The 24,753-nt window shown below is 70.5% G+C and carries 25 protein-coding genes; 17 read left to right on the forward strand and 8 right to left on the reverse strand.

Annotation, left to right across the window (positions count from 1 at the left end):
* The 6 genes from ACPCUW_RS11465 to rfaE2 all read left to right on the forward strand — a co-directional run bounded on the left by ACPCUW_RS11465 (window position 1) and on the right by rfaE2 (window position 5,704).
* The gene (locus tag ACPCUW_RS11465) at window positions 1-1,059 is read left to right on the forward strand and encodes a glycosyltransferase family 2 protein (protein WP_423424681.1); all 1,059 of its coding nucleotides are present in this window, start codon (window positions 1-3) and stop codon (window positions 1,057-1,059) included.
* The gene (locus tag ACPCUW_RS11470) at window positions 1,052-2,353 is read left to right on the forward strand and encodes a UDP-glucose dehydrogenase family protein (protein WP_423424682.1); all 1,302 of its coding nucleotides are present in this window, start codon (window positions 1,052-1,054) and stop codon (window positions 2,351-2,353) included. The genes ACPCUW_RS11465 and ACPCUW_RS11470 overlap by 8 nt, the downstream gene beginning before the upstream one ends.
* Complete coding sequence (locus ACPCUW_RS11475; protein WP_423424684.1) at window positions 2,350-3,225, forward strand: glycosyltransferase family 2 protein; 876 nt, start codon at window positions 2,350-2,352, stop codon at window positions 3,223-3,225. The genes ACPCUW_RS11470 and ACPCUW_RS11475 overlap by 4 nt, the downstream gene beginning before the upstream one ends.
* Window positions 3,226-3,312: 87 nt before the next feature.
* Window positions 3,313-3,729: a ChaB family protein gene (locus ACPCUW_RS11480; protein ID WP_104394188.1), complete on the forward strand. Its 417-nt coding sequence runs from the start codon at window positions 3,313-3,315 to the stop codon at window positions 3,727-3,729.
* Window positions 3,730-3,758: 29 nt separating this feature from the next.
* Window positions 3,759-4,178, forward strand: coding sequence for a four-helix bundle copper-binding protein (locus ACPCUW_RS11485; RefSeq protein ID WP_104394189.1), 420 nt, complete (start codon window positions 3,759-3,761; stop codon window positions 4,176-4,178).
* 32 nt (window positions 4,179-4,210) lie between these two features.
* Entirely contained in the window at window positions 4,211-5,704 is a 1,494-nt protein-coding gene (gene rfaE2 / locus ACPCUW_RS11490) for a D-glycero-beta-D-manno-heptose 1-phosphate adenylyltransferase (protein ID WP_423424686.1), read from the forward strand.
* A gap of 15 nt (window positions 5,705-5,719) precedes the next feature.
* Here the strand turns inward: rfaE2 and ACPCUW_RS11495 are convergent, their stop codons facing one another.
* Window positions 5,720-6,886 carry a glycosyltransferase family 9 protein gene (locus ACPCUW_RS11495; protein ID WP_423424688.1) on the reverse strand — a complete coding sequence of 389 codons (1,167 nt, stop codon included), beginning with the start codon at window positions 6,884-6,886 and terminating at the stop codon, window positions 5,720-5,722.
* Between the two features lie 243 nt (window positions 6,887-7,129).
* Here ACPCUW_RS11495 and ACPCUW_RS11500 point away from each other — a divergent pair, with 243 nt between their 5' ends.
* The 7 genes from ACPCUW_RS11500 to ACPCUW_RS11530 all read left to right on the forward strand — a co-directional run bounded on the left by ACPCUW_RS11500 (window position 7,130) and on the right by ACPCUW_RS11530 (window position 14,463).
* Window positions 7,130-8,341 carry a glycosyltransferase gene (locus tag ACPCUW_RS11500; protein ID WP_423424689.1) on the forward strand — a complete coding sequence of 404 codons (1,212 nt, stop codon included), beginning with the start codon at window positions 7,130-7,132 and terminating at the stop codon, window positions 8,339-8,341.
* Between the two features lie 19 nt (window positions 8,342-8,360).
* Window positions 8,361-9,083: an SDR family oxidoreductase gene (locus tag ACPCUW_RS11505; protein WP_423424690.1), complete on the forward strand. Its 723-nt coding sequence runs from the start codon at window positions 8,361-8,363 to the stop codon at window positions 9,081-9,083.
* Window positions 9,084-9,148: 65 nt separating this feature from the next.
* Window positions 9,149-10,099, forward strand: coding sequence for a glycosyltransferase (locus tag ACPCUW_RS11510; RefSeq protein ID WP_423424692.1), 951 nt, complete (start codon window positions 9,149-9,151; stop codon window positions 10,097-10,099).
* A complete protein-coding gene (locus ACPCUW_RS11515) occupies window positions 10,096-11,676 on the forward strand; it encodes an HAD-IIIA family hydrolase (protein ID WP_423424694.1) in 1,581 nt (526 codons plus the stop codon). The genes ACPCUW_RS11510 and ACPCUW_RS11515 overlap by 4 nt, the downstream gene beginning before the upstream one ends.
* Window positions 11,673-12,293: a D-sedoheptulose-7-phosphate isomerase gene (locus tag ACPCUW_RS11520; protein ID WP_423424696.1), complete on the forward strand. Its 621-nt coding sequence runs from the start codon at window positions 11,673-11,675 to the stop codon at window positions 12,291-12,293. The genes ACPCUW_RS11515 and ACPCUW_RS11520 overlap by 4 nt, the downstream gene beginning before the upstream one ends.
* Window positions 12,290-13,294 (forward strand): PfkB family carbohydrate kinase, encoded by a 1,005-nt coding sequence (locus ACPCUW_RS11525; RefSeq protein ID WP_423424697.1) that lies wholly within the window; start codon window positions 12,290-12,292, stop codon window positions 13,292-13,294. Before ACPCUW_RS11520 ends, ACPCUW_RS11525 begins: the two co-directional genes overlap by 4 nt.
* Window positions 13,291-14,463 carry a glycosyltransferase family 9 protein gene (locus ACPCUW_RS11530; RefSeq protein WP_423424699.1) on the forward strand — a complete coding sequence of 391 codons (1,173 nt, stop codon included), beginning with the start codon at window positions 13,291-13,293 and terminating at the stop codon, window positions 14,461-14,463. The genes ACPCUW_RS11525 and ACPCUW_RS11530 overlap by 4 nt, the downstream gene beginning before the upstream one ends.
* 63 nt (window positions 14,464-14,526) lie before the next feature.
* On the opposite strand, the gene ACPCUW_RS11535 is transcribed toward ACPCUW_RS11530, so the two are convergent.
* The 5 genes from ACPCUW_RS11535 to ACPCUW_RS11555 all read right to left on the reverse strand — a co-directional run bounded on the left by ACPCUW_RS11535 (window position 14,527) and on the right by ACPCUW_RS11555 (window position 18,672).
* The gene (locus ACPCUW_RS11535) at window positions 14,527-15,498 is read right to left on the reverse strand and encodes an MspA family porin (protein ID WP_423424701.1); all 972 of its coding nucleotides are present in this window, start codon (window positions 15,496-15,498) and stop codon (window positions 14,527-14,529) included.
* A gap of 123 nt (window positions 15,499-15,621) precedes the next feature.
* Complete coding sequence (locus tag ACPCUW_RS11540) at window positions 15,622-16,671, reverse strand: ABC transporter ATP-binding protein (protein ID WP_423424703.1); 1,050 nt, start codon at window positions 16,669-16,671, stop codon at window positions 15,622-15,624.
* On the reverse strand, window positions 16,668-17,483 hold the full coding sequence (modB, locus tag ACPCUW_RS11545) for a molybdate ABC transporter permease subunit (protein ID WP_063014651.1): 816 nt from the start codon (window positions 17,481-17,483) through the stop codon (window positions 16,668-16,670). Before modB ends, ACPCUW_RS11540 begins: the two co-directional genes overlap by 4 nt.
* A complete protein-coding gene (gene modA, locus ACPCUW_RS11550; RefSeq protein ID WP_423424705.1) occupies window positions 17,480-18,265 on the reverse strand; it encodes a molybdate ABC transporter substrate-binding protein in 786 nt (261 codons plus the stop codon). The genes modB and modA overlap by 4 nt, the downstream gene beginning before the upstream one ends.
* Before the next feature lie 5 nt (window positions 18,266-18,270).
* Window positions 18,271-18,672, reverse strand: a complete 402-nt coding sequence (locus ACPCUW_RS11555) for a TOBE domain-containing protein (protein ID WP_063014721.1) — start codon at window positions 18,670-18,672, stop codon at window positions 18,271-18,273.
* A 136-nt stretch (window positions 18,673-18,808) separates the two neighbouring features.
* Here ACPCUW_RS11555 and ACPCUW_RS11560 point away from each other — a divergent pair, with 136 nt between their 5' ends.
* Window positions 18,809-19,291, forward strand: coding sequence for a nitroreductase/quinone reductase family protein (locus tag ACPCUW_RS11560; RefSeq protein ID WP_423424707.1), 483 nt, complete (start codon window positions 18,809-18,811; stop codon window positions 19,289-19,291).
* A gap of 4 nt (window positions 19,292-19,295) precedes the next feature.
* On the opposite strand, the gene ACPCUW_RS11565 is transcribed toward ACPCUW_RS11560, so the two are convergent.
* Window positions 19,296-19,727 (reverse strand): type II toxin-antitoxin system Rv0910 family toxin, encoded by a 432-nt coding sequence (locus tag ACPCUW_RS11565; protein ID WP_063014655.1) that lies wholly within the window; start codon window positions 19,725-19,727, stop codon window positions 19,296-19,298.
* 42 nt (window positions 19,728-19,769) lie between these two features.
* Window positions 19,770-20,837 (reverse strand): XdhC family protein, encoded by a 1,068-nt coding sequence (locus ACPCUW_RS11570; RefSeq protein ID WP_423424709.1) that lies wholly within the window; start codon window positions 20,835-20,837, stop codon window positions 19,770-19,772.
* A gap of 148 nt (window positions 20,838-20,985) precedes the next feature.
* Between ACPCUW_RS11570 and ACPCUW_RS11575 the strand changes: the two genes are divergently transcribed.
* The 3 genes from ACPCUW_RS11575 to ACPCUW_RS11585 are packed head-to-tail and all read left to right on the forward strand — an operon-like array spanning window position 20,986 to window position 24,741.
* Entirely contained in the window at window positions 20,986-23,337 is a 2,352-nt protein-coding gene (locus tag ACPCUW_RS11575) for a xanthine dehydrogenase family protein molybdopterin-binding subunit (RefSeq protein ID WP_423424710.1), read from the forward strand.
* Window positions 23,334-24,209, forward strand: coding sequence for an FAD binding domain-containing protein (locus ACPCUW_RS11580; RefSeq protein WP_104365832.1), 876 nt, complete (start codon window positions 23,334-23,336; stop codon window positions 24,207-24,209). The genes ACPCUW_RS11575 and ACPCUW_RS11580 overlap by 4 nt, the downstream gene beginning before the upstream one ends.
* A complete protein-coding gene (locus ACPCUW_RS11585) occupies window positions 24,202-24,741 on the forward strand; it encodes a (2Fe-2S)-binding protein (RefSeq protein ID WP_423424711.1) in 540 nt (179 codons plus the stop codon). Before ACPCUW_RS11580 ends, ACPCUW_RS11585 begins: the two co-directional genes overlap by 8 nt.
* Window positions 24,742-24,753: the final 12 nt, after the last annotated feature.

Here is a 24,753-nt window from a genome sequence, read left to right on the forward strand (position 1 = left end):
GTGCGCGAGGCGGAGACTCCGGGCGGCACCGCCACCGGGGCTCTCGACTACACGATCGTGATTCCCACGATCGGGCGATCCGGATTGGCGAACGTGCTGGCAGCGGTGAATCGGCCCGGCGGTGTCGCCCCGGCCGAAATCGTCGTCGTCGACGACCGGCCGCGGGCCGGCCGATCGGATGCCGCCGAACCATTGTCGGTGCCGCCCAGCGATATTCCGGTGCGCGTGGTGTGCTCGGGCGGCCGCGGACCGGCGGCGGCGCGCAACGCCGGGTGGCGTGCGGCCGAGTCGGAATGGATCGCGTTTCTCGACGACGATGTGGTTCCGTCACCGGAATGGCGGACGCGCCTGGCCGAGGATCTGCGTGATCTGCCGGGGCACGTCGCCGGATCGCAGGCACGGTTGTGGGTGCCGCTGCCGGCTGGCCGCCGGCCCACCGACGCCGAACGCGGAACCGCCGCCTTGGCCGGTGCGCGCTGGATCACCGCGGATATGGCCTATCGCCGCGCGGTGCTCGCCGAACTGGGAGGCTTCGACGAACGCTTCCGGCGCGCCTACCGCGAGGATTCCGACTTCGCCCTGCGGGTCGTGCGGACCGGGCTCCACATCACCTCGGGCACCCGGGTGACCACGCATCCTCCCGCGACCGGTTCGCTGCTGTCGTCGCTGCGCGCCCAGGCCGGGAATGCGGACAATGCGTTGATGCGCCGCAAATTCGGCCGCACCTGGCGCGACGACATCGGCGAGAGCGGTGGCCGGCTCGGCACGCACGCGGCGGTTTCGTCGGCGGGGGTCGCGGCCGCGTTCTTCGCGATGCGCCGCCGCCGCGCGCCTGCCCTGGCCTGTGCGGGCCTGTGGCTGGCGGGAACGGCCGAGTTCGCGGCGCGGCGTATCGGTCAGGGGCCCGCCACCGTGCGCGAGGTCGCTGCCATGACGCTGACCAGTGTGCTGATTCCACCGGCCGCTTGCTGGCATCGGTTGCGTGGCGAATGGCAGGTGGCGCGCGGAACTCGGCTGCCCCGGCCGGCGAGCGGCGGATCGGAGTCCGGCGATGAGTGAACGCGTCGGTGTGGTGGGAGCCGGGTACGTCGGCACCACCACCGCGGCCGGACTCGCGCATCTCGGATTGCCGGTGACCGCGGTCGACGTCGACGCCGGCTGTGTCGAACGGTTGCGGCAGGGGCGCAGCGACCTTCAGGAGCCGGACTTGGAACCGCTTCTGCGCCAGGGCATTCGGGCCGGACTACTGGAGTTCGACACCGATATCGGACGGTTGGCGCAGGCGGAAGTGGTTTTCGTCTGCGTGCCGACGCCGGCCACCCCCTCGGGTGCGGCGGACGCCAGTGCCGTCCAGGACGTGCTGGCCGCCCTGTTCGATCTGCTGTCGCCCGGCGCGATCATCGTGCTGAAATCCACCGTCCCGGTCGGCACGGCGCGCGCGGCCGACGAAGCGGCGGGCCGGTGCGGATTGCATGTGGTGAGCAATCCCGAATTCCTGCGCGAAAGTCATGCGGTCTACGACTTCCTGCACGCCGACCGCATCGTCATCGGTGCCGCCGATGCCGCGGTCGGTGAGCGGATCGCGCGGCTGTATCAGGGGGTGGAGTCGCCGGCGGTGCAGATCGTCGACTTCGAAAGCGCCGAAGTGGCCAAGTACGCGAGCAATGCCTTCCTCGCGACGAAGGTGTCGTTCGTGAACGAACTCGCCGAGCTGTGCGAAAAGGTCTGTGCCGATATCGAACTCGTCGGCGAATGCCTGGGGTCCGATCCGCGTATCGGCGCCGCGTTCCTGCGGCCGGGGCCGGGCTGGGGCGGGTCCTGTCTGCCGAAGGACACCGAGGCGCTGCTGCACATCGCCCACGACAAACAGGTGAACCTGGGCGTGCTGGAGGCCGCGGTGGCGGCCAATCGCGCGCAGACCGATCGCACCGTCGCGACTGTCGCGCAGGTACTGGGCCGCGGCGGCGGAGATCTGGACGGGGTGCGGGCCGCACTGTTCGGCCTGACGTTCAAGGCCGGCACCGGCGATCTGCGTGACTCGCCGGCCCGTCGATTGGCCGCAGCCCTGGCCGGACACGGCGCGCAGCTGTGCGTCTATGACCCGACGGTGGCGCCGGTTCGCGGGCGGGATCTGGGTTTGCCGGCCCGGGTGCACATCGTCGACGATCCCTACGATGCCGCGCGGGAGGCGGATGTGGTGGTGGTGGCGACCGAGTGGCCGGAATTCGCCAAACTGGACTGGCCGCGGCTGGGCACCCTGACGCGGCGCCGGCTGATCGTCGACACCCGGAATCTGCTCGACGCCGAGGCACTGCGGCGCGACGGGTTCACCGTGATCGGTAACGGCCGATGAGCGGTGACCGCAGCCGGACCACGGTGGTGATCGCGACCCGCAACCGGGCCGACGAACTGGTCACCACCCTGGATCGCCTCGCCGAGACCGAGCCGCAACCGCCGATCGTGGTGGTGGACAACGCTTCCGACGATCACACGGTGCCTGCCGCGGCCGGATTCCGCGGCCGGATCCGCGCGCTGGAGGTGGTCGAACTGTCGCGCAACGACGGCGCGGTCGCCCGCAATCACGGCGCCCGCTACGCCACCACACCGTTCGTCGCGTTCTGTGACGACGACGCCTGGTGGGCGCCGGGCGCGTTGCCGACGGCCGAGCAATTGTTCGACCGCCACCCCGAGGTGGGGCTCATCGCGGGCCGAACCGTGGTCGGTCCCGACGAGCGCGAGGATCCGGTCAACGAGTTGATGCACCGCAGCCCCCTGGGGACCGATCCCCGGGCGCCGGGACCGTCGGTCCTGGGATTTCTGGCGGGGGCCGCCGTGGTGCGCCGTGATCCGTTCCTGGCGGCCGGCGGATTCTCCCCGGTGCTGCATTTCGCCGGGGAAGAGACGCTGCTGGCCTACGATCTGGCCGCCGCGGGATGGTTGCTGTGCTATTCGCCGCAGATTGTCAGCCGGCATATACCCTCGCCGCGCCGGATGCCGAATACGGCTCGCGCCCACCTCGAATCCCGCAACGCCGCGCTCACCGCGGTGATGCGCCGCCCCGTCGGCGCCTGCCTGCGTGAGCTGGCCACTATGGGCTGGACGGCGCTGCGCCACCCCAGCGGCCTCCCGGCTCTGCTCGGCCTCGCGGCCCGGATGCCGCACGCCCTGCGGGAACGCCGCCGCCTGCCCGAGCATGTCGAAGCACAGATCGCGCTGTTGCGGTGAATATGCCGGAGCAGTCCGGGTAGTGCGTCGACAAGGGCCGCCGTTTCGGCGTCCCGAGCAGTTGTCCGTCGACGAAGGGAGCAGACGATGCCCAAGACCACTCGGCGCGGTGACCCGAAACAGTCCGAATTGCCCAGCACCATACGGAAATCCGATGAACACGCGCAGCGGATATTCGCCGAGGTTCACGATTCCGCGCTGGAGGAGTACCAGAGCGAACAACGCGCGCATCGCGTCGCGTACGCCGCGCTCAAGCACAGTTACGAGAAGGTCGGCGACCACTGGGAGCCCAAGAAGCAGAAGGGTCCCTCCGACGAGCGCGCCCGCCACGGCGGCCCCGAACCGGCGGGCAAGACCGCCGGTGGGGTGGATGCCAATGCCTCGAAACAGCATCTGCTGGACGTCGCGAAACGCCTCGACATCAGCGGCCGCTCCCGGATGACGAAGAAGGAATTGATCGAATCCATCCAGCGGTCCAACGAGCGCGCCCGCCGCACGAACTGATACATCGGCTCATACCCGGAGGAGGAGCCATGACGACGGTGCTCGACATGTTCGGCGCACATCCCGGCGGGCCCGGTAAATCCGGCGCGTTGACCGCCGACGAGGTCGCCCGGTGCGTGGAGGAATGCGTGGCCTGCCAGACGGCCTGCACCATCTGCGCCGACTCGTGCCTGGCCGAACCGGATGTGGCCGCGCTGCGGCAGTGCATCCGCGAGGATCTGGACTGCGCCGACATCTGCGGGGCCACCGCGCGGGTGCTGGCGCGGCGCACCGCATTCGTGCCGTTCGTGGCCGCGGCGCTGGTGCGGGCCTGCGCGGCGGCGTGTGCCTCGTGCGCCGAGGAATGTGCCTCGCACACCGGTATGACCCACTGCGAGCAGTGCGCGCAGGCGTGCCACCGCTGTGAGCGGGCCTGCCAGGACGTGCTGGAGAAATTGCTGCCGCAGTGACCCACCCGAAGACGCCGGCTCGAGGAGGTCACATGAATCGTGAAGCGGGGTCACCGGTTTCGCGAAGTCTGGTTCCGGAGATCGCCGACCGCCTCGCCCGGCAGCACGCCCGGGTGGTCGTCCTCGGGGACGCGGTGCTCGACGTGTGGATGTGGGGCCGTTCGGAACGACTGTGCCGGGAGGCGCCGGTGCCCGTCGTCGACGTGCACACGACGAGCTACCTGCCCGGCGGTGCGGCCAATACCGCGGCCAACATCGCGGCCCTGGGCGCCGAGGTGCGTCTGGTGGCGCTGGCCGGAGCCGACGAGCACGGCACCCATCTGCGCGACTCGCTGCGACGCTGCGGAGTCGACACGACTTATCTGAGCGCGGCCGATGCCGCGACCGTGGCGAAATGCCGGGTGGTCTCCGGGGATCAGCTCGTGGTCCGCTTCGACCGCAGTACATCGGCACCGGCGACCGCTGCCGACGTCGACCGGGTGATCGAGACGCTGCCCGAGGCGCTCGACGGTGCCGATGCCCTGGTGGTCTGCGATTACGACGGGGTGCTCGGGGAGCGGGTCCGGGAGGCGCTGGCCGCCCGCCGGGCCGATCTGCCGCTGCTGATCGTCGACACCCACCATCCCGCCCGGTGGGCGGATCTGCGTCCGGATCTGGTCACGCCGAATGCCGACGAGGCCGCACGGGGGCTGGGGATGCCGTCGGCGATGCCGGGACGGTCGCGGGTGGAATGGTTCGACCGGCATCGCGACCGGCTCTTCGAGCTCACCGGCGCCCGCGCGGTGGTGGTGACCCTCGACCGCGACGGCGCGGTGCTGCTGCAGGGCGACCGGCCGCTGCACCGGACCTGGGCCGAGCCCGTGCCGGAGAGCCAATCTCCCGGTGCGGGAGACACTTTCGTCGCCGCGCTGACGTTGGCGCTGCTCGGCGGGCTGCCCACGACCGCCGCGGTGGAGGTGGCGCAGGCGGCCGCGGATGTGGTGGTGCACCGCACCGGGACCTCGATGTGTTCGACCTCCGAACTTCGCGATCGCCTCGCGCGCAGCGCGGGGGCGGTGTTGTCGGCGCGGGACCTCGCCACGGTGCTGGCGCATCAGCGGTCGGCCGGTAAACGGATCGTGTTCACCAACGGATGCTTCGACGTGCTGCACGCCGGCCACATCGCCTATCTCAACGAGGCGAAGCGGCTCGGCGACGTGCTGGTGGTCGCGGTGAATTCGGACCGTAGCGTGCGCGCGCTGAAGGGACCGGACCGGCCGGTGAACCCCGATCACGAGCGCGCGGCCGTACTGGCGGCGCTGAGCTGCGTGGACCACGTGACCATCTTCGACGAGGACACCCCCGCGGCCCTGCTGCGTGCGACCACACCCGACCTCTACGTCAAGGGTGGCGACTACCGCCCGGAGATGTTGCCGGAGGCGCCGATCGTGAACGGCTACGGCGGTGAGGTGCGGGTGCTGAGTTACCTGGCCGATCACTCGACATCGCAGGTGATCGCGCGCATCCGCTCCGGCGCCCCGTCCTAGCGGGCGGCGCGGGTTTCACGTCCAGCCGAGCAACTCGTCCACGTCCGCGCACACCGCCGCGACGGGCACCGTGGACACCAGCGAATCACCGTGCGGGCAGCGGGGCAGACGCTCGTCGGTGGCGTCGCGGCCGCACGCCGGGCAGTGGGTCTGCCAGGAGATGTGCACGCGGTCGCTGCCGCGGCTCAGCGGTCCGGCGCTGATGACGTTGCCGATCCAGAACACTCCTACGGTCGGGGTGCCGACCGCCCGGGCGAGATGCCGCGGCCCGCTGTCGTTGCCGACCAGTACCGCGCCGCGGGCGAGCACTCCGCACAGTGTCGGCATATCGGCGCCGACCAGGGTGCGCAGCCGGTGCGCGCGCCCGTCGCCGTTCGCCGCGACCGGGATGCGGGAACGCAGATCGGCGACCAGTGCGTGATCGGACGGTCCGCCGATGATCACCACCGTCGCGCCGCGGTCCAGGCAGTGGGTGGCGATCTCGGCGAAGGCGTCCGCCGGCCAGCGCCGCCGCGAATCGTTCGCGCCGGGGTGCACGATCACCAGCGGTCCGGTCACGGTGCCCAGTGCCGCATCCGCCGCGGCCGGATCCCGGGGGGTGAGCTCCACCCGCGGTTCCATCACCACCGGCGGCGCGCCGGCCAGTCCGACCACCTCGAGCGCTCGCAGCACCTCGTTCTGATAGAAGCGATAGGCGAGGTTGCGGTCCAGCGGCGCCGCGTCCTCGGCCTGGGAACCGATGCTCATCCGCGGATTCAGCTGGCGTAGAAAGGGATTGGACCAGGCGCCGCCGCCGTGCAGCTGCACGGCCAGGTCCACCGGGCGTTCACGGAGGCGGTCGACGAATTCGGCCTCGGCCGGTTGTGCGGGTTCGTTCCAGTCGGTGCGGGTGACCGGGAGTACCGCGACCTCGTCGACCGGCCCGGGCCGGTTCCGCAGGAGTTCGGCATGCAGGGCCGAGCCGAGCAGCGTGATCTCGGCGCCGGGATAGGCCGCGGCCAACGCGTACAGGGCCGGTACCGCGTACAGCAGGTCGCCGAGCGCGCCACCGCGCAGGACCACGATGCGCCGCACGTCCGGCACGATGTCGCCGATCGGGCCGATGCTCGGACGTGCGGTCGCGGGGGCGGGGACAGGCCGGTGTGCGGCCGTCGTGGTCGGGGCTGTCGTCGTCTCGGACATACCGCAGCCCTACCCGGGCAGCCGCGACTCAGTCCTGGTGAATCCGTGGCCGGCCCGGTCGTCGGACGGTTCCGGTCCGGACAGTTTGCATCGCATCTGCGCGGGCATGACGACGACGAACCGGTTCAGAAGTCGAACGATCGGGCCGGCCGGCAGTCGCACATATCCATGGCACGGTTCCGCCGGCTATGGCGCAGTTCGAGAGCGCGAGGTCCACCGGCGGCGACGCGGATCGGAGGAAGCGTGAAGATTGCGATGGTGTCCGAGCACGCCAGCCCCTTGGCCCCCCTGGGCGGCGTGGACGCGGGCGGGCAGAACGTGCATGTGGCCGAGCTCGCCGCGGGACTGGCCCGGTTGGGGCACGACGTGCGGGTCTACACCCGCCGAGACGACCCCGACATCCCCACCGAGGTGCTGGTGGGAGCGGGATATCGCGTGATCCACGTGCCGGCCGGTCCGCCGGAGCACCTCGGGAAGGACGACATCGTGCCGTTCCTCACCGATTTCGCCGCATTCCTGCGACAGCAATGGAGTGCCGATCCGCCCGATGTCGTGCACGCGCATTTCTGGATGTCGGGCATCGCCGCCGAACGCGCCGCACGCGATCTCGCCGTTCCGGTCGTGCTGACCTTCCACGCCCTGGGCACCGTGAAGCGGCGCTATCAGGGACTGGCCGACACCAGCCCGCGCTCTCGCATCCAGTCCGAGCGCCGGGTCGCGGCCGGAGCGACACATATCGTCGCGACCTGTTCCGACGAGGTCCGGGAGCTGGGCAGGATGGGTGTGCCGCGCGAGCGCACGTCGGTGGTGCCGTGTGGTGTGGACCTGTCGCTGTTCACTCCCGACGGCCCGGCAGAGAAGCCCGATGCGCCGCGGCGGATCGTCTCGGTCGGCCGCATGGTGCGGCGGAAGGGGTTCGACACCGCGATCGCGGCATTGTCGGAGGTACCCGACACCGAGCTGGTGATCGCGGGTGGTTCGCAGAGCGCCGAGGACGAGGCCGAGCAGGCGCGATTGCGTGCGGTGGCCGCGGAATACGGTGTGTCGCAACGGGTCCTGTTGCGCGGGCCGGTACCGCGGGCCGAGATGCCGATGCTGTTGCGCTCGGCCGACGCCGTGGTGTGCACGCCGTGGTACGAGCCGTTCGGCATCGTTCCGCTCGAGGCGATGTCGTGTGCGAAGCCCGTCGTCGCCACCGCGGTCGGCGGCATGCGCGACACCGTCCTCGACGGTGTGACCGGCCGCCTGGTGCCCTCGGGTGATCCGGTGGTTCTGGCCGAGGTCCTGTCGGGCCTGCTCGATACCCGGCAGGCGCGGCAGGCGATGGGAGAGGCGGGTCTGCAACGGGCCCGCGCGCGCTATTCGTGGGATCGGATCTCCAGAGATACCTCGGCGGCCTATCGACGGACCGCCGCCACCGCCGCCGCGGGCGACATCGCGTCGTCCGCCCGCTGACATCAGGAGGAACTCGCGGATGAATCAACCGACTCGCCCCCCGGGCAATGGAACTCGGCCCCTGGGCAATGTCGTCGTCACCGGCGGTGCGTCCGGACTGGGCGCGGCGACGGTGCACGCGGTGCGTGCCGCCGGTGGCGTCCCGCTGGTCATCGATCGGACCCGGCCCGAGGCCGAAGTCGATTGGGAGCACGCCGATCTCGCGGATTCGGCCGCGGCGGAGGAGGCCACCCGCGCCCTGGCCGACCGGGCCGGTGGCCGCATCGACGGCGTGTTCACCGCCGCCGGTATCGATGCCTGCGGCCCACTGGAGAAGGTCGAGGCGGCCGCCTGGGAGCGGGTGGTGCGCGTGAATCTGCTCGGTACGGCGGCGGTGATCCGCGCCGCGCTGCCGGCGCTGCGCGCGTCGCGCGGCCACGTCGTCACCTGTGCCTCGACCCTGGGGATGCGGGCGCTGCCCGACGCCACGGCGTACTGCGCGTCGAAATTCGGGGTCGTGGGATTCACCCGGGCCCTGGCGGCCGAGACGGCCGGTGAGATCGGCGTGACGCTGCTGATTCCGGGCGGGATGGACACGCACTTCTTCGACGACCGCCCGGAGCAGTACATCCCAGGTCCCGACGTGCGGCTCGAACGCCCCGAAAACGTCGCCGACGCAGTCGTTTTCGCCCTCTCCCGCCCCGCCGGCTCGGAGGTCCGGGAAATGCTGGTGTGCTCCTCCACCGAATCGTCGTGGCCATGACCGCTGCCGCCGTACCGGTTTCGGATCCCCTGCGCGTGCTTGTGTGGCACGTGCACGGATCCTGGATGACCTCCTTCGTCCAGGGGCGTCATCGATATCTGGTGCCGTCCGATCCCCGGCGGCGGCAGTGGGCTCTGGGCCGGTGCGGGCGACCCTGGCCCGAATCCGCCGTCGAGGTCGCGCCGGCCGATCTGGCGGATGAGTCCGTCGACGTGGTGGTGCTGCAGCGGCCGGAGGAATTCGATCTGGTGCGCGACTGGCTCGGCCGAGTGCCCGGCCAGGAGGTGCCGGTGATCTACGTCGAGCACAACACCCCCCGCGAACACGCGGCCACCAGCCGGCATCCGATGGCCGACCGCAGCGACGTGACGTTGGTGCACGTCACCGGGTTCAACCGGCTGATGTGGGACAACGGGCGCTGCCGGGCCGAGACGGTCCCGCACGGTGTCGTCGATCCGGGCTATCGATACACCGGGGAGATCGAGCGCGCGGCCTCGATCATCAACGAACCGGTGCGGCGGTGGCGGATCACCGGAACCGATCTGCTCGGTGAACTGTCGCGGGCCGCGCCGATCGACGTCTTCGGCATCGACACCGGCGAATTGCACAAGTGGGAGCATTGCCCTGCGACACAGGTTCACGGGGCGGGCGACGTCGGCCAGGAACGGCTGCACACCGACATCGGACGGCGACGGGTGTTCGTGCACACCGCTCGCTGGACCTCGCTCGGCTTGTCGCTGCTCGAGGCCATGTACGTGGGTATGCCCGTGGTGGCGGTCGGTGCCACCGAGGCGCCCTGGGCGGTACCGCCGGAGGCGGGTGTCGTCTCCACCGATCTCGACGAGCTGTCCCGCGCGATCGGCCGCTACATCGCCGATCCGGAACTGGCCCGGCGCACCGGACAGGCCGCCCGGGCCTGGGCCGTGAAGAACTTCGGCATCACCGAGTTCGCACAGCGCTGGGACCGGCTGCTCGCCGACACCGTTGCCGAGTTCCACCGCGGGAGGCGCAGATGAGCGGCCATGTGCTGGTGGCCCGCCTCGACAGTGCGGGCGATGTGCTGCTGACCGGCCCGGCCGTGCGGGCGGTCGCCGCCCGCGCGGAGCGGGTGAGTTTTTTGGCGGGCCCGCGTGGCCGCGCCGCCGCGCAGTTACTGCCCGGCGTGAACCAGGTGCTCGAATTCCGTGCCGGCTGGGTCGATTTCGAGGCCCCGCCCGTGGATGCAGAATCGATCGCCGAGTTGGTGAAGCTCGTCGACACCCAGCAGCCGGACGAGGCGATCATCTTCACCTCCTTCCATCAGTCGCCGCTGCCGCTGGCGCTCGTGCTGCGGATGGCGGGAGTCGCCCGGATCTCGGCGATCAGTCCCGACTATCCGGGATCGCTGCTCGATGTCCGCCATCAACTGGACGACGATGTGCCCGAGGCGATTCGGGCGCTGTCCCTGGTCGAGGCAGTGGGCTATCCCTCGGTGGGGCACCGGCTGCGAGTGCGTACCGATCTGCCGGATGTCTCCGCGCTGACCGGTGAGCCCGGCTATATCGTCCTGCATCCGGGTGCGGCCGTGCCCGCTCGCCGGATGTCGGCGCAGCGGTCACGGGCGGTGGCCGTGGCCCTGGCCGAGGCGGGATACCGCGTGGTGGTGACCGGCGGCCCCGACGAACGGGAGCTGACCGCCGCCGTCGCCGGGACGCACGCCCGCGATCTGGGTGGAGCGACCGACCTGCCGCAATTGGCGGCGGTCCTGCGCGGGGCCGATGTGGTCGTCGCGCCCAATACCGGCGCCGCACATCTGGCGGCGGCCGTCGCCACCCCCGTCGTCTCGCTGTTCGCCCCGGTCGTTCCCGCTATTCGCTGGGCGCCGCACGGGGTTTCGACAGTGGTGCTCGGTGACCAGTCCGCGGCCTGCGCCGGAACCCGGGCCCGGCAGTGTCCGGTATCGGGCCACCCCTGCCTGAACCGGATCGCCGACGAGGAAATCGTCGACGCGGTAGCGCATCTGCGCGGCGAGAAGCCGCGGCGCTCGACGACCGCGGCGCGACACGGCGGCCCGCCGGCGGTGCTGTTCGATCGCGACGACACCCTGATCATCGATGTGCCGTATCTGTCCGATCCGCGACTGGTGGAGCCCGTACCCGGTGCGGCGGCGGAACTGGATCGGCTGCGGCGGGCCGGAGTGCGGATCGGGGTGGTGAGCAACCAGTCCGGGGTGAACGCGGGCTCCATCACCCCGGAGCAGCTGGCGGCGGTGACCGCGAAGGTCGAGGATCTCCTCGGCCCCATCGACACCTGGCAGATCTGCCCGCATCGCCGCGACGAAGGCTGCGACTGCCGCAAACCTCAACCCGGACTTGTCGTTTCGGCCGCCGAGGCGCTGGGGACCACACCCGACCGATGTGTCGTGATCGGCGATATCGGCAGTGATGTCGAGGCGGCCGCCGCGGCCGGAGCGCGGGCGGTGCTCGTGCCCACGGCGAAGACGCGGCCGTCGGAGATCGCCTTCGCCGCGGTGGTCGCCCACGTCGCACCGGACCTGCGGACCGCGGTCTCGCTGGCACTCGCCGAACTCGACGGGAAGGACGCCCTGCCATGATCGCCCCACGAGACGAGCATCGCCGTCACGATGTCGCCTGCATCGGCGCCGAACTGGAGGAGCATTTCGACCTCCTCGGGGAGGCGCTGCGCCGGAATGTGCGCCCCTCGGTCGCCCGCATCTGGAACTGGGCAGAGCGATTGGCTCGCGTCTACCGCGACGGCGGCAGATTGTTCGCCTGCGGTAACGGCGGCAGCGCGGCGGAAGCGCAGCATCTGACCGCCGAGCTGACCGGGCGTTTCCGGGAGGAACGCAGACCGCTGTCGGCGGTCGCCCTGCACGCCGACACCTCGAGTGTCACCGCGATAGCCAACGACTACGGATTCGACGAGATGTTCGCACGCCAGCTGCGGGCGCACGGCCGGCCCGGTGACGTCCTGGTCGCCTTGTCCACCAGCGGTTCCAGCGGCAATGTCGTCGCCGCGGCCAAGGCCGCTTCCGAAATCGGGCTGACCAGCTGGGCATTGACCGGACCGGCGCCGAATTCGCTGGCCGCGCTGTGCGACGACGCGGTGGCGGTGGAGGCGGAGTCGACGGCGACGGTGCAGGAAGTCCACCTGGTGCTGGTCCACGCGCTGTGCACGGCTTTGGATTCCGCGCTGCGGGAGGCCTCGTGACCGGGCCGCTGGTCGTCGTCGGAGATGTGCTGCTCGACAGCGATATCGAGGGCCGCGCCGACCGCCGCAGTCCCGACGCCGGCGTTCCGGTGGTCGACGTCCGCACCGGAATCTGGCGCCCCGGCGGGGCGGGGCTGGCCGCCGCGCTGGCAACCCGGGACGCCGGCGAGGTCGTGCTGGTCGGCGGATTCGGTGACGACGAGGCCGGCCACCGGCTGCACCGGCTGCTGGCCGGGCGCGTGCGGGTGGCGCCGCTGCCGATGCTGGGAACCACGGTGTGCAAACAGCGGATTCGAGCCGTCGGCCCGTGCGCTCCCGCCGCCGCCGACGGTGCGGGCGATCGCCCGGTTTCGGTGGTTCGTGTCGATTCCGGCGACGGCCGGATCGGGCACGGGCCGCTGCCCGCTGATGTCGAAGCCGTATTCGGTTGTGCCCGTGCGATTCTCGTCGCCGATTACGGTCACGGCGTCGCCGCCCACCCCGGAATTCGCGCACTGCTGTCCCGGTGCCTGCACGACATTCCCGTGGTGTGGGATCCGCATCCGCGCGGCCCGGCGCCCGTCGCCGGGGCGAGCCTGGTGACACCGAATCGCGACGAAGCCGCGGCCCTGGTGGGTGGAGACGGCGGATTCGGGGACCGGGCCCGCGAGCTGAGCCGGCGGTGGTCGGCGCGGGCGGTGGCGGTCACCCTCGGCGCGGAGGGCGCGGTGCTCTACCGTCGCGGTACGAAAGGCACTGTGGCCGTGGGAATCTCGCCGGAACTGCGATGCGGTGAGGGATACGACGTGTGTGGCGCCGGCGACCGATTCGCCGCGGCGGCCACCGCGGCGCTGGCTTCCGGTGACTCGGTGACGAACGCGGTCCGTCGTGCCGTCGATGTCGCGGCGCGGTTCGTTCGCGACGGTGCGGTGTCCTCGCCCGGGATGGGCCGGACGCGAGCGGACCGCGCGGTCGTGACCGCCGCACCGAGCCGGCCGGCACATCCACCGTCATGGGGGTGACGCTGGTCCTGCGGGCACTGGGACTGGGGGATCTGCTGACGGCGGTACCCGCGCTGCGGGCGTTGCGAGTCGCGCGCGGCGACGACCACCTGGTGCTGGCGGCTCCCCGCTGGCTGGCGCCGATGGTCGACCTCGCCGACTGTGTCGACGAGGTCCTCCCGACCGCCGGACTGGGCGCACTGCGATGGGACCGCCCACCGCCCGACCTCGCGGTGAATCTGCACGGCAGCGGTCCGCAGAGCATCGACGATCTGCTGAAAGTCCGCCCCGGACGCTTGATCACCCACCGGCATCCGGACTTTCCCGAGGTGGCCGGCCCCGCCTGGCCCGAGGGAGTGCACGAGGTGCATCGCTGGTGCCGGCTGCTCGACTCGGCGGGCATCCCGGCCGATCCCACCCGCCTCGAACTCCGGACGCCGGGCATCACCGCACCGGCCGGCCGCGTCGTGGTACATCCCGGGGGCAGTTCCAGGGCGCGGCGGTGGCCGCCGGACCGCTTCGCCGCCGTCGCCGCCCACCTGCGGAGTCTGGGCCACCGCCTCGTCGTCACGGGAAATGCCGAGGAGGCAGCCCTGGCCGCGCAGGTCGCCGACGCGGCGGGTCTGCCCCGGCGATCGGTACTCGCCGGGGCGCTCACACTGACCGAATCGGCCGCCGTCGTCGCGAATGCCGCCTTGGTGATCAGCGGGGATACCGGTGTCGGACATCTCGCCAGCGCCTTCGGCACGCCCTCGGTGGTGATCTTCGGACCCACCCCGCCGGCGTGGTGGGGTCCGCCACCCGATCCGGCCCATATCGCCCTGTGGGCGGGGCATATCGGCGATCCGCACGCCACCGAACCGGACCCCGGACTGCTGCAGATCGGGACCGGTCAGGTCATCGCGGCAGCGATTCGGCAACTGCGATGTTTCGGCCCCGATTCCGGTGGTATCGCCCCGTCGTTCCATTCCCGAACGGACAGTACCGAGAGAGGAGAAACGATGAGCCAGAAGGTGAATCCCATTCAGGTGCAGAAGTATCTCTCCGGCGTGGACTATCCGTGTGACCGCCGCGATATCGTGCGCGCGGCGCGGAACAACGGCGCCGGCGCGGAGATCGTCGACGCGCTCGAGAGCATGCCCGACCGTATGTTCGACGGGCCGAACGCGGTGAGCGAGGCCATGTCCTGACCTGAATGCACCTGGGCCGCCCGCACTGCGGGCGGCCCAGGCTGTATCGATGGGCAGTGCGTGTCAGAACGTGAATTGATCGCCGTACGCGGTGGTTTGGACCAGACCCGTCGCCGTCGACACCGTGGTGGAGACGAACGGGACGGCCGCAACCGGGGACGCGCATTGGGAGACGTTCAACGCGGCGTTGTTGAAGGCGATGTGGTAGGGGAAAGTGGTCGTGTTGTCCAGGGTGGCCGTCGCGGTGGTGGCGGTGGTGACCTGACCGGGACCGATGTTCGCGTCCAGATTCTCGGACAGGCCCAGGGAGCCGCCGACGCTCGGCCCGAGGTCGAAACCGGGCGGCGATACTCCGGGCAGGGTCGCGCTGCCGGACGTGGTCGGCAGGGTGGGGGTGGTGGGAGTCGTCGTGGGGGGAGTCGTTGTCGGGGGAGTCGTCGTGGTGGGGGTGGTCGTGGTCGGGGTTGTCGTGGTGGTGACCGTCGTGGTGGGCGCAACACTCGTGCCGACAGCCTTGGTCCGGGTGGTCGTGGGGGGAGTTGTCGTGGTGCGGGCGGTTGTGGAGGAGGTGCCGGTACCGCTGGTGGTCGTGGTCGGAGTGGCGCTGCCGGTGGTCGCGATGGGAGCGGCGGCGGTCGTCAGCGACGGTGGCGTGAACGTCGGGGAGATGCTCAATTGCAGCCCTTGGTTGGGCGAAATGCCTACGTCGAAGCCGCCTGCCACGCTGATCCCGCATCCGAGCAGGAATCCCGCCACCGCCTGACCCGAGGTGATCGGATCGCCCTCGACGTTGACCGAGAAATTCCCGGACAGCTGCGCGGCATGCGAGAACGTCATGAGATAGTTCGGCGTCCGGTCACCGGGTGGGTTCACCCCGATGTTGTCCACCGACGCGGTCAGATGGACTCCCGAGCCGGTCACGTCCGTGCCGGGTGGCTGGGCGTGACTCGTTTCGCTCCCGCCGGTCCATAAGATCGACGCGACGGCGGTAACCGCGGCGATACCCGTCGCGGCGGCGATGAGAGGACGTCGCATAGCTGGATCCTGTTCCTCGGTGTCACGGCAGCAGTCCCCGAACAGCTATCGACCGGCAAGCATAATGCGCGAACCCGCACGGACCCCGGATTCGACGCGCGCCACGCCGCCCCCCTCGAGATTTCAAGCGGGGTAGACATGGATTTCGGTCGCCTTGACCGCGGCCCATACCCGCATACCCGGTTGAATGCGCAGGTCGGCCACCGCCGCCGCGGTAATGTCGGCGAGCACAGGTGGAGCTCCGTCGAGGCGGACGCGGGTGAGATTGGCGTGGTGTTCCAGGCCGCCGACGGTCACAGGCCAGGTGTTGCGGGGGCTGCCGCCGGGTTGCTGGGGATGCAGGCTCACCGCGGTAGGCGGGAAGGTGAGGAAGACGCGGCCCGTGGCGGGAGCGGCGACGGTGAGGTGCCCGCCGTTGTCGATCTCGACGCTGGTGCCCGCGGCGGTGCCGCGAAACAGATTGAGCCCCATCAGATCCGCGACATAGTCCGACCGCGGCCGCCGGGCGATCTCGGTCGGCGCGCCCTGCTGGACGATAGCGCCCTGTTCGAGGATGACGAGCCGGTCCGCCAGCACCATCGCGTCGAGCGGATCGTGGGTGACCACCACTGTATGGCCGCGATAGTCGCGCAGGTGGCGGGCCAGGTCGGCGCGCACCTGCACCCGGGTCCCGGCGTCGAGCGCGGCCAGTGGTTCGTCGAGCAGCAGCAGCTGCGGGTCGGTGGCCAGGGCGCGCGCGAGCGCCACTCGCTGCGCCTGTCCGCCGGAGAGTGTGCGCGGTGTAGCGTGTTCGTGCTCGGCGAGACCTACCCGGGCGAGCTGCTCGGCGGCGCGGGCCCGCGCCTGCGCGCGCCGCATGCCGCGGGCCCGCAAGCCGAAGGCGACGTTCTCGAGCGCCGAAAGATGCTGAAACAGAAGGTAATCCTGGAAGACGACGCCGACCTGTCGCTGCTCGGCCGGGACGAAAACTCGCGGCGGTTCGTCCCAGACCCGGTCGGCGACGCTGAGGCGTCCACCGGTGAGCGGTTCGAGTCCGGCCAGCGTACGCAGCGCCGTGGTCTTCCCGGCGCCGTTGGGCCCGAGCAGCGCCACCACCTCACCGGGTTCGACGGTGAGCGCCAGGCCGAGGCGGAAGCGCTCCCGCCGCACCTCGAGTTCGGCCCGCAGCGTCATACCGCTCCTCGAATCCAGCGCTCGCGCAACGACACCAGCACCGCGACCGACACCAGCAGCAGCACCAGGCTGAGCACGATCGCGGCATCGGGATCGGTTTCCAGCGCGAGATACACCGCCAGCGGCATGGTGGTGGTGCGGCCGGGGAAATTCCCGGCGAAGGTGATGGTCGCGCCGAATTCGCCGAGCGCCCGAGCCCAGCACAGTACGCCGCCGGCGAGCACGCCCGGCAGGATCGCGGGCAGGGTGACGCGGCGAAAGGTGTACCAGGGGGTCGCGCCGAGGGTGGCGGCGGCTTCCTCGTAGCGGGTGTCGGTACTGCGCAGCGCGCCCTCCACCGAGATGACCAGAAACGGCATGGCGACGAACGCCTCGGCCACCACCACTCCCGGCGTGGTGAACGGCAGTGAGACGCCGAACCAGTCGTACAGATACTGCCCGAGCAGCCCGCGGCGGCCGAACACCAGCAGCAGTGCCACGCCTCCGACCACCGGCGGCAGGACCAGCGGCACCGTCACCAGCGCGCGGATCACGCCCCGGCCCGGGATGTGCGCCCGCGCCAGCAGCCAGGCCAGCGGGATGCCCAACAGCAGGCAGATCACGGTCGCGCAGCTCGCGCAGATCAGCGAAAGTCGCAGGGCGGTACCGACTTCGGCGCTGAACAGCCGGTCGGTCAGGCTCGCCCACGGGGTGCGCACCAGCAGGCCGATCAGCGGAATCACCAGGAACGCCAGCGCGCCGAGCGCGGGCAGCACCAGCGCGACCGGCCGCCGTCCCGATACCGCCCGTCGCCGCGTTCCCGGCCTGCTCACGGGGTGTCGAATCCCGCGGCGGCGAACACCTTCTTCGCCGCATCGGAGTGCACGTAGCCGACGAAGGCGGCGGCCGCGGCGGCGTGCGGGGCCTTGGCGAGCGGTGCGATCGGATAGGTGTTGACCACCTTCGCCGATTCCGGGAAGTCGATGCCCTGCACCTTGTCGCCGGCCGCCTGCACATCGGTGCGGTAGACGAGTGCGGCGTCGACCTCGTCCAGGGTCACCTTGGTGAGCACGGCCTTGACATCCTGCTCGCGGGTGTCGGGCAGCGGGGTGATGCCGGCGATCTGGAAAACCTTCTCCGCAGCCGCACCACACGGCACCTGCACCGCGCACAACGCGATCCGCGGCTCCGGTTTGCCGAAGTCGGCCAGTCCGGTGATCTTGCCCGGATTGCCCTCTGGCACCGCGATTTCCAGCCGATTGCTCACGAACGTCTCCGGTTTCGCGGTGACCTCACCGGCGTCGACCACCTGCTGCATATTGGCCGGGGCTGCGGAGGCGAAGACATCGGCGGGCGCCCCCTGCTGGATCTGCTGGGCGAGGGCCGAACTGCCGCCGAAGCTGTAGACGACCTTCACGCCGGGGTGGGCGGCCTCGAAGTCGTGTCCGAGCTTCGTGAACGTCTCGGTGAGCGAGGCCGCCGCGAAAACCGTGACCGTGCCCGAGAGCTGGTCCGTTCCGGTGGCGGACTTCGCGTCGTCGGAACCGCATCCGGCCAGGCCCGCGGTGACCGCCACGACGGCCGCTGCGGCGCCGATGGTGCGCAAGAGCTGCATTCTCGTCAACTTTCCGGAATTTCGACCACGACGTGGGTCGATTTGACCGAGGCGACGGCGATACTGCCGACCTCGAGACCGAGTTCGTCGACCGATTCCCGGCTGACCAGCGAGACCAGCCGGAACGGGCCGGCCTGCATCTCGACCTGCGCCATGACCGTGTCCTTGACGATGCGGGTGACGATGCCGCGCATCCGGTTGCGGGCCGAGGCGGCGACGGTGACACCGGGTTCGCGCGCCTCGGCGTGCTGACTACGCAGGACCTCGGCCAGATCCGCGCCGCGCACCCCCTTGCGACCGCTGTCGAGCCGGATCTCCGGCAGCCGCCCCTGATCGATCCAGCGCCGCACGGTGTCGTCGCTGACCCCCAGCAGCGCAGCCGCCTCGCTGATCCGCAAATTCGTCACAATGGGAAGCATATTGCCGTGAATGCGGTACACAAGCCCCGCGTGGTTGCGGACCGGTTAATTCTCACCGGGACGGGACGCATTCGTGCGGCCCGGCCCCTGGCGAGAACGGGAGGGCTGATGCATGCTCGGCGATATGGCCTCGCTCGCCGGAATCGTCTCCGCCACGACCCGATTCGCGAACCGCCGCGGCGTCTATGCCGGTCGGCGGGCAACGAAAGTCCATGTGGCGCTGTACCGATGCTCGGGCGGGCGGATCGGCGGGCGCATGCCGGGCCGTCGGCACGCGCGCATACTTCTGCTCGACCACGTGGGTGCGAAATCCGGCATTCCGCGAACCTCACCGCTGATGTACGTCGACGCGGGGGCCGCGGTGGCGATCGCGGCGTCGAAGGCGGGGCAGCCGCACCATCCCGCCTGGTATCACAACCTCCTCGCCCACCCCGACACCACGATCCGGATCGGAAGGCAAGTCCGCTCGGTGCGGGCGCGGGTCGCCACCGCGACCGAATATCCGGACCTGTGGCGTGAATTCGTGGCTATGACACCGGATTACGAGTTCTATCGGCGCCAGGCGGGCGGGCGCACGATCCCGCTGGTCGTTCTCGAACCGCGCTGAGCGTTCAGCAGTACAGGTCGACGAACCGGTCGAGTGAGCGTTCGATATCGCCCCGCAGGGCTCGTGCCACCGTCGCTCCGATCGGGCCGAACAGCGGTCGCCCACCCAGATCGATGTCGACGGTGACCGCCGAACCCGAGGCGTTCGGCGCGACCAGCAGCGCCAGTCCCAGTTTGGTGCCGCCTTTGCCGGCGCCGCTCAGCACGAGCCGGCGCGGTGGTTCGGCGGTGCGCACGGTCCAGCGCACGCGGTTGCGCAGACCCTTCACCGAGGCGATGCCCACCAGTTCGGTACCGGGAGTGAGCTCGTCGGGCACCCGGCCGCGCCATGCCTCGTGCATGATCAGCCACTGGTCGAGCTCGCCCAGATTCGCCGCGTGCGACCACGCCCGATCGGGGGAGATCGGAACGTCCACCGAGACCTTCAGTTTCGCCACGGGTGGATGGTAACCGCCGGTGATTCGGCCATCCGACCGTGGTTACGAGGCGAGTCCGGGGTCGGCGTGGATCGGCCGGTCCGTCGCCGAGAGCGGTTGCCCGGAACCGCCGCGGCGCACCGCCACGATCTCGGCGCCGATCGACACCGCGGTCTCCTCCGGTGTGCGGCCACCGAGTTCCAGTCCGATCGGTGAATGCAGCCGGCGCAGCTGATCATCGCTGATGCCGTTGTCGCGCAGGTGTTTCCGTCGCTCTCGATCCGACCGCCGCGAACCCATCGCCCCCACATAGGCCACCGGCAGTCGCAGCGCTGTCGCGAGGACCGGCACATCGAATTTCGGGTCGTGGGTCAGCACGCAGATCACCGTGCGCGAATCGACGTGCGCACCGGCCAGATACCGATCGGGCCGATCGCGCACCACCTCGTCGGCCTCGGGCAGACGCGCCCGGTCGGCGAAGACCGGGCGCGGTTCGCAGACGGTGACGCGGTAGCCGAGCAGCCGCCCGACCCGGCACAGCGCGGTGGTGAAATCGGTGGCGCCGAAGACGATCATGCGCGGTGGCGGGGCGAAGGACGTCACGAACACGGTGCGTTCACCCTCCGCGCATCCGATGGTGCGGACCGCGCTGGTGGCGGCCTCGAGCATGGCGCGAGCATGCGCGATCACCGCCGGGTCGGCGGGTCCTCCGATCGAGCGATCCGGTCGCACCGCGACGATCGCGCCGGATTCCAGATCGCGGACCAGGGCGACCGGCCGATCCGGATCCAGCGCGACGTCGATCGTCTCGTACTCGGCTGCGGTCACCCGGTGGATGAACACCTCCAGTTCCCCGCCGCAGGTGAGCCCGACCGCGAAGGCATCGTCGGCGCTGTAGCCGAAGGTGCGCCGGACCGGCTCCCCGGATGCGAGCACCTGCAGGCATTCCTCGTAGACCGCGCCCTCCACGCAGCCGCCGGAGAGGCTGCCCCGCACCTGGCCGGACGCGGAGACCGCCATGGTGGTGCCCAATGTCCTCGGCGCGCTGCCGCGTACGCCGATCACGGTGGCCAAGGCGTATGTCGTTGCGGCGGCATGCCAGTGCCGCAGGTGCTCGCCGAGTTCCCGCACGCCGACCTCCGATGAGAATTACATTCTCCCTCTACTGTAGCGACGTACTCACTTTCGGCATATATTGTTAACCGACCGCGAGGTGCCGGTCCTTGTCCGACGGCGAACAAGAGGGGATCAGTCCGATGACCGCGATGCGAGCCGCCCGATGACCTCGACGACGACAACCGCGAGCGCCTCCGTGGTCGGCGCGCGGATCCCGCGCATAGAGGACGCGCGCCTGGTCACCGGCGCGGGAACCTTCGTCGACGATGTGACCCGCCCGGGCGCGGCGCACGCCTGCTTCGTGCGCAGCCCGCTGCCCCGCGCGACCATCGGCACGATCGACGTGTCGGCGGCGCTGGAACTGGACGGGGTACTCGCCGTCTACACCGCCGCGGACCTCAATCCCGGTGCGCACGAGATCTCCTACGACCTGGACATGGTCGGTATGCCGCCGGTGCCGCGCCCGCCGCTGGCCGAGGAGGAGGTCCGATTCGTCGGCGATCCGGTCGCGCTGGTGATCGCCGCCGACCGCTATATCGCCGAAGACGCCGCCGAACTGGTCGTCATCGACTACGAACCGCTGGACCCGGTGGTCGACTACACCACCGCGGAACAGTCGCCCAATCTGGTGCACGCCGGATTCGCCGGTAATTCGGCCGGGGCGATGGGCGGGCGTCCGGCCGCCGACCTGGCACCGCTGTTCGACTCCGCCGCGCATGTGGTGCGCCAGCAGATCTTTCAGCAGGCCTATCTGCCGGTGCCGATGGAAACCCGCGGCATCCTCGCCGAATGGTCGGCGTCGACGGCGGAGATGACGATCTGGATCGCCACCCAGTCGCCGCACGAGGTCCGCGCGTTCTGCGCCCGGCTGCTCGGCATCGACGAACACCAGGTCCGGGTGATCGCGCGCGACACCGGCGGCGGTTTCGGGCTCAAGCAACTGCCGCTGCGCGAGGAGACCTGCGTCATGCTCGCCTCGCGTGCGCTCGGCGCCCCGGTGAAGTGGATCGAGGACCGTCAGGAGAATCTGATGGCCTCGGGCCTGGCACGGCACGAGAACGCCGATGTGGCAATGGCATTCGACGCCGACGGCCGGATCGTCGCGGCTTCCATCGACCATGTGCAGAACGTCGGCGCCTACCCGACACCCTCGCCGATCACCGGTGGTGTGGTCGTGGGCATTCTCTTCCCCGGCCCTTACCGCATCACCGACGCCTCGTTCAGTTCGAAGTTTCTCTACTCCAACACCGTCGGGCGGGTCGCCTATCGGGGGCCGTGGCAGTTCGAATCCGTGGCGCGCGAGGTGCTGCTCGACCACGCGGCCCGGCAGATCGGCATCGACCCGATCGAGCTGCGCCGCCGGAACATGCTGCGCCGCGACGAATTACCGTGGGCCAATCCCAACGGCATGTCCTACGACAACATCTCGCCGATGGAGACGCTCGAGCAGGCGGTCCAGAAACTGGACTACGACGCCTTCCGCGCCGAACAGCGCGCCGCCCGCGCGCAGGGTTGCTACCTCGGCGTCGGCACCTGCACGTATGTGGAACCGACCACCGGCGCGAGCCCGTTCCTCAGCACCGAGGGCGCCACCATCCGCATCGAACCGAGCGGCAAGGTCAACGTCTACGTGGCGGGTGGTTCGGCCGGAAACAGCTTGGAGACCACCGTCGTTCAGCTCGCGGCCGACGCGCTCGGGGTCACGATCTCGGATGTGCGGACCATTCAGGGCGATACCGCGGTGACGCCGTTCGGCGGCGGCACCGGGGGCAGCCGGTCCGGATCGATGACCGCGGGTGCGATCGGGCAGACCGCGGCCGTGTTGCGCGAGCGGATCGTCGCGATCGCCGCCCACCGCTTGGGCGTCGCGCCGGAGGAGATCGAGTTCGCCGACAGTCGCGCGAGCGTGCGCGGCGCTCCCGACAAGGGGCTGACGCTGGCCGAGATCGCCGATATCGCCTATTTTCAGGCCGACAGTCTGCCGCCCGGAGTACCACCGGGGCTCGAGGCCAACGGCCGGCACAAGACCTCGCAGATGGCGATCTGGGCCAACGCCACCCACATCTGCACCTGCGAGGTCGACATCGAGACCGGAGCGGTGACGCTGCTGCGCTACATCGTCAGCGAGGACGTCGGCCCGATGATCAACCCCAATGTGGTGGAGGGCCAGATCTACGGCGGCACGGTGCAAGGCATCGGCGGCGCGCTCTACGAACATCTCGCCTACGACGAGAGCGGAAATCCGGTCGCGACGACCTTCCTGGACTATCTGCTGCCGACCGCGATGGAGGTTCCGGATATCGAGGTCGGCCACGTCGAGACGCCGAGTCCGGGGCCGGGCAGCTTCAAGGGCGTCGGCGAGGGCGGGGCGATCGGCGCGGCGCCGGCCGTGCTCAACGCCGTCGCGGATGCGTTGTCGCCGTTCGGGATCGAGCTTCGGGAGCTGCCGCTCTCACCCGCACGGATCGTGGAGACGGTGGAGCGGGCACGTGCCGCCGGGAAGGAATCGGCATGAAACCGGCCGCCTTCGACTATCATGCCCCCGGCTCGGCCGAGGAGGCGGTGACGCTGCTGGCCGAACTCGGTGACGAGGCCAAGGTCATCGCCGGCGGCCAGAGCCTGGTGCCGATGCTGGCATTGCGGTTGGCGGTCTTCGACCATCTCGTCGACCTGCGGCGAGTCGACGATCTGCGCGGTATCGAGGCCGGGGCCTCGACTGTGCGGATCGGTGCGGGGACAACCCACGCGGCGGTCGGCGCCTCCGCGGAGGTCCGCCGGGCGGTTCCACTGCTGCACCGGGCGACACCGCTGATCGGGCACTTCCAGATCCGCAACCGCGGCACCATCGGCGGCTCCATCGCCCATGCCGACGCCGCGGCCGAATATCCGGTGGTGGCCCTGACCCTGGACGCCGAGATCGAGGCGTTGTCACCGCGCGGACGGCGCACCCTCGCGGCCGCGGACTTCTTCACCGGCATGTGGACCACCGCGCTCGAACCCGACGAACTGGTCACCGCGATCACCTTCCCGGTCCGGTCCGGGCGCAGCGGCTTCGCGATCGAGGAATTCACCAGGCGCAGCGGCGATTTCGCCATGGCCGGGGCGGCGATAGCGGTCCGGCTGGACGGGGACTCCCGCATCGACCGCTGCGCGATCGGACTGTTCGGCCTCGCGCCGACCCCGGTGCGGGCGCATCGGGCCGAGGCCACACTGCTGGGCCGGCCCGCCGATGCGGTGGCGGCCGAGGAGGTCGGCGCCGCCGCGACAGCGGACCTGACCGCGATCTCGTCGGATGTGCACGGTTCGGCCGAATACCGCCGCCGGCTCGGTGCGGCGATGGTGGCGCGGGCGTGGGGCCGCGCGATAGAGGAGGCGAGCAATGACTGAGGTCGATATCGAGGTGCGTATCAACGGCTTCCGCCGCCGCGACAGCGTTGCGCCCCGGCTGACGCTGGCCGATTATCTGCGCGACCGCTGCGGGCTGACCGGCACCCACCTCGGCTGTGAACACGGCGTGTGCGGCGCCTGCACGGTCCTGCTCGACGGCGCCGCGGTCCGCTCCTGCCTGATCTTCGCGGTCCAGGCCGACGGCGCCGAGATCACCACCGTCGAGGGCATCGCGGCACCCGACGGGAAATTGTCGGCGGTGCAGGAGGCCTTCCGCGCCGAACACGGATTGCAGTGCGGCTTCTGCACTCCCGGCTTCATCGTGTCCGCGACCGCCTTCCTGCGGGAGAATCCCGACCCCACCGACACCGAGATTCGCGAGGCGATCTCGGGAAATCTGTGCCGCTGCACCGGATATCAGGGCATCGTGCGCGCGGTCCGTGCCGCCGCCGACGCGCGCGAGGCCGGTGCCGAATCGTCCACCGGCGACGAGGCGGCCGATATCGCCGCACCCGCCGCGCGGCGGGCCTGATCCGACCGAGGA

Source organism: Nocardia sp. AB354 (genome assembly GCF_049538315.1).
In the GTDB taxonomy this organism is placed as follows: domain Bacteria; phylum Actinomycetota; class Actinomycetes; order Mycobacteriales; family Mycobacteriaceae; genus Nocardia; species Nocardia nova.

Excerpts from the sequence above, each read along its gene's own strand:
- ACPCUW_RS11470 (WP_423424682.1), top strand. The coding sequence starts at position 1,052 with ATGAGTGAACGCGTCGGTGTGGTGGGAGCCGGGTACGTCGGCACCACC.
- ACPCUW_RS11505 (WP_423424690.1), top strand. The coding sequence starts at position 8,361 with ATGAATCAACCGACTCGCCCCCCGGGCAATGGAACTCGGCCCCTGGGC.
- ACPCUW_RS11485 (WP_104394189.1), top strand. The coding sequence starts at position 3,759 with ATGACGACGGTGCTCGACATGTTCGGCGCACATCCCGGCGGGCCCGGT.
- ACPCUW_RS11475 (WP_423424684.1), top strand. The coding sequence starts at position 2,350 with ATGAGCGGTGACCGCAGCCGGACCACGGTGGTGATCGCGACCCGCAAC.
- ACPCUW_RS11520 (WP_423424696.1), top strand. The coding sequence starts at position 11,673 with ATGATCGCCCCACGAGACGAGCATCGCCGTCACGATGTCGCCTGCATC.
- modA (WP_423424705.1), bottom strand. The coding sequence starts at position 18,265 with ATGCAGCTCTTGCGCACCATCGGCGCCGCAGCGGCCGTCGTGGCGGTC.
- ACPCUW_RS11585 (WP_423424711.1), top strand. The coding sequence starts at position 24,202 with ATGACTGAGGTCGATATCGAGGTGCGTATCAACGGCTTCCGCCGCCGC.
- ACPCUW_RS11510 (WP_423424692.1), top strand. The coding sequence starts at position 9,149 with ATGACCTCCTTCGTCCAGGGGCGTCATCGATATCTGGTGCCGTCCGAT.
- ACPCUW_RS11580 (WP_104365832.1), top strand. The coding sequence starts at position 23,334 with ATGAAACCGGCCGCCTTCGACTATCATGCCCCCGGCTCGGCCGAGGAG.
- rfaE2 (WP_423424686.1), top strand. The coding sequence starts at position 4,211 with ATGAATCGTGAAGCGGGGTCACCGGTTTCGCGAAGTCTGGTTCCGGAG.
- ACPCUW_RS11480 (WP_104394188.1), top strand. The coding sequence starts at position 3,313 with ATGCCCAAGACCACTCGGCGCGGTGACCCGAAACAGTCCGAATTGCCC.
- ACPCUW_RS11535 (WP_423424701.1), bottom strand. The coding sequence starts at position 15,498 with ATGCGACGTCCTCTCATCGCCGCCGCGACGGGTATCGCCGCGGTTACC.
- ACPCUW_RS11560 (WP_423424707.1), top strand. The coding sequence starts at position 18,809 with ATGGCCTCGCTCGCCGGAATCGTCTCCGCCACGACCCGATTCGCGAAC.
- ACPCUW_RS11540 (WP_423424703.1), bottom strand. The coding sequence starts at position 16,671 with ATGACGCTGCGGGCCGAACTCGAGGTGCGGCGGGAGCGCTTCCGCCTC.
- ACPCUW_RS11515 (WP_423424694.1), top strand. The coding sequence starts at position 10,096 with ATGAGCGGCCATGTGCTGGTGGCCCGCCTCGACAGTGCGGGCGATGTG.
- ACPCUW_RS11575 (WP_423424710.1), top strand. The coding sequence starts at position 20,986 with ATGACCTCGACGACGACAACCGCGAGCGCCTCCGTGGTCGGCGCGCGG.
- ACPCUW_RS11495 (WP_423424688.1), bottom strand. The coding sequence starts at position 6,886 with ATGTCCGAGACGACGACAGCCCCGACCACGACGGCCGCACACCGGCCT.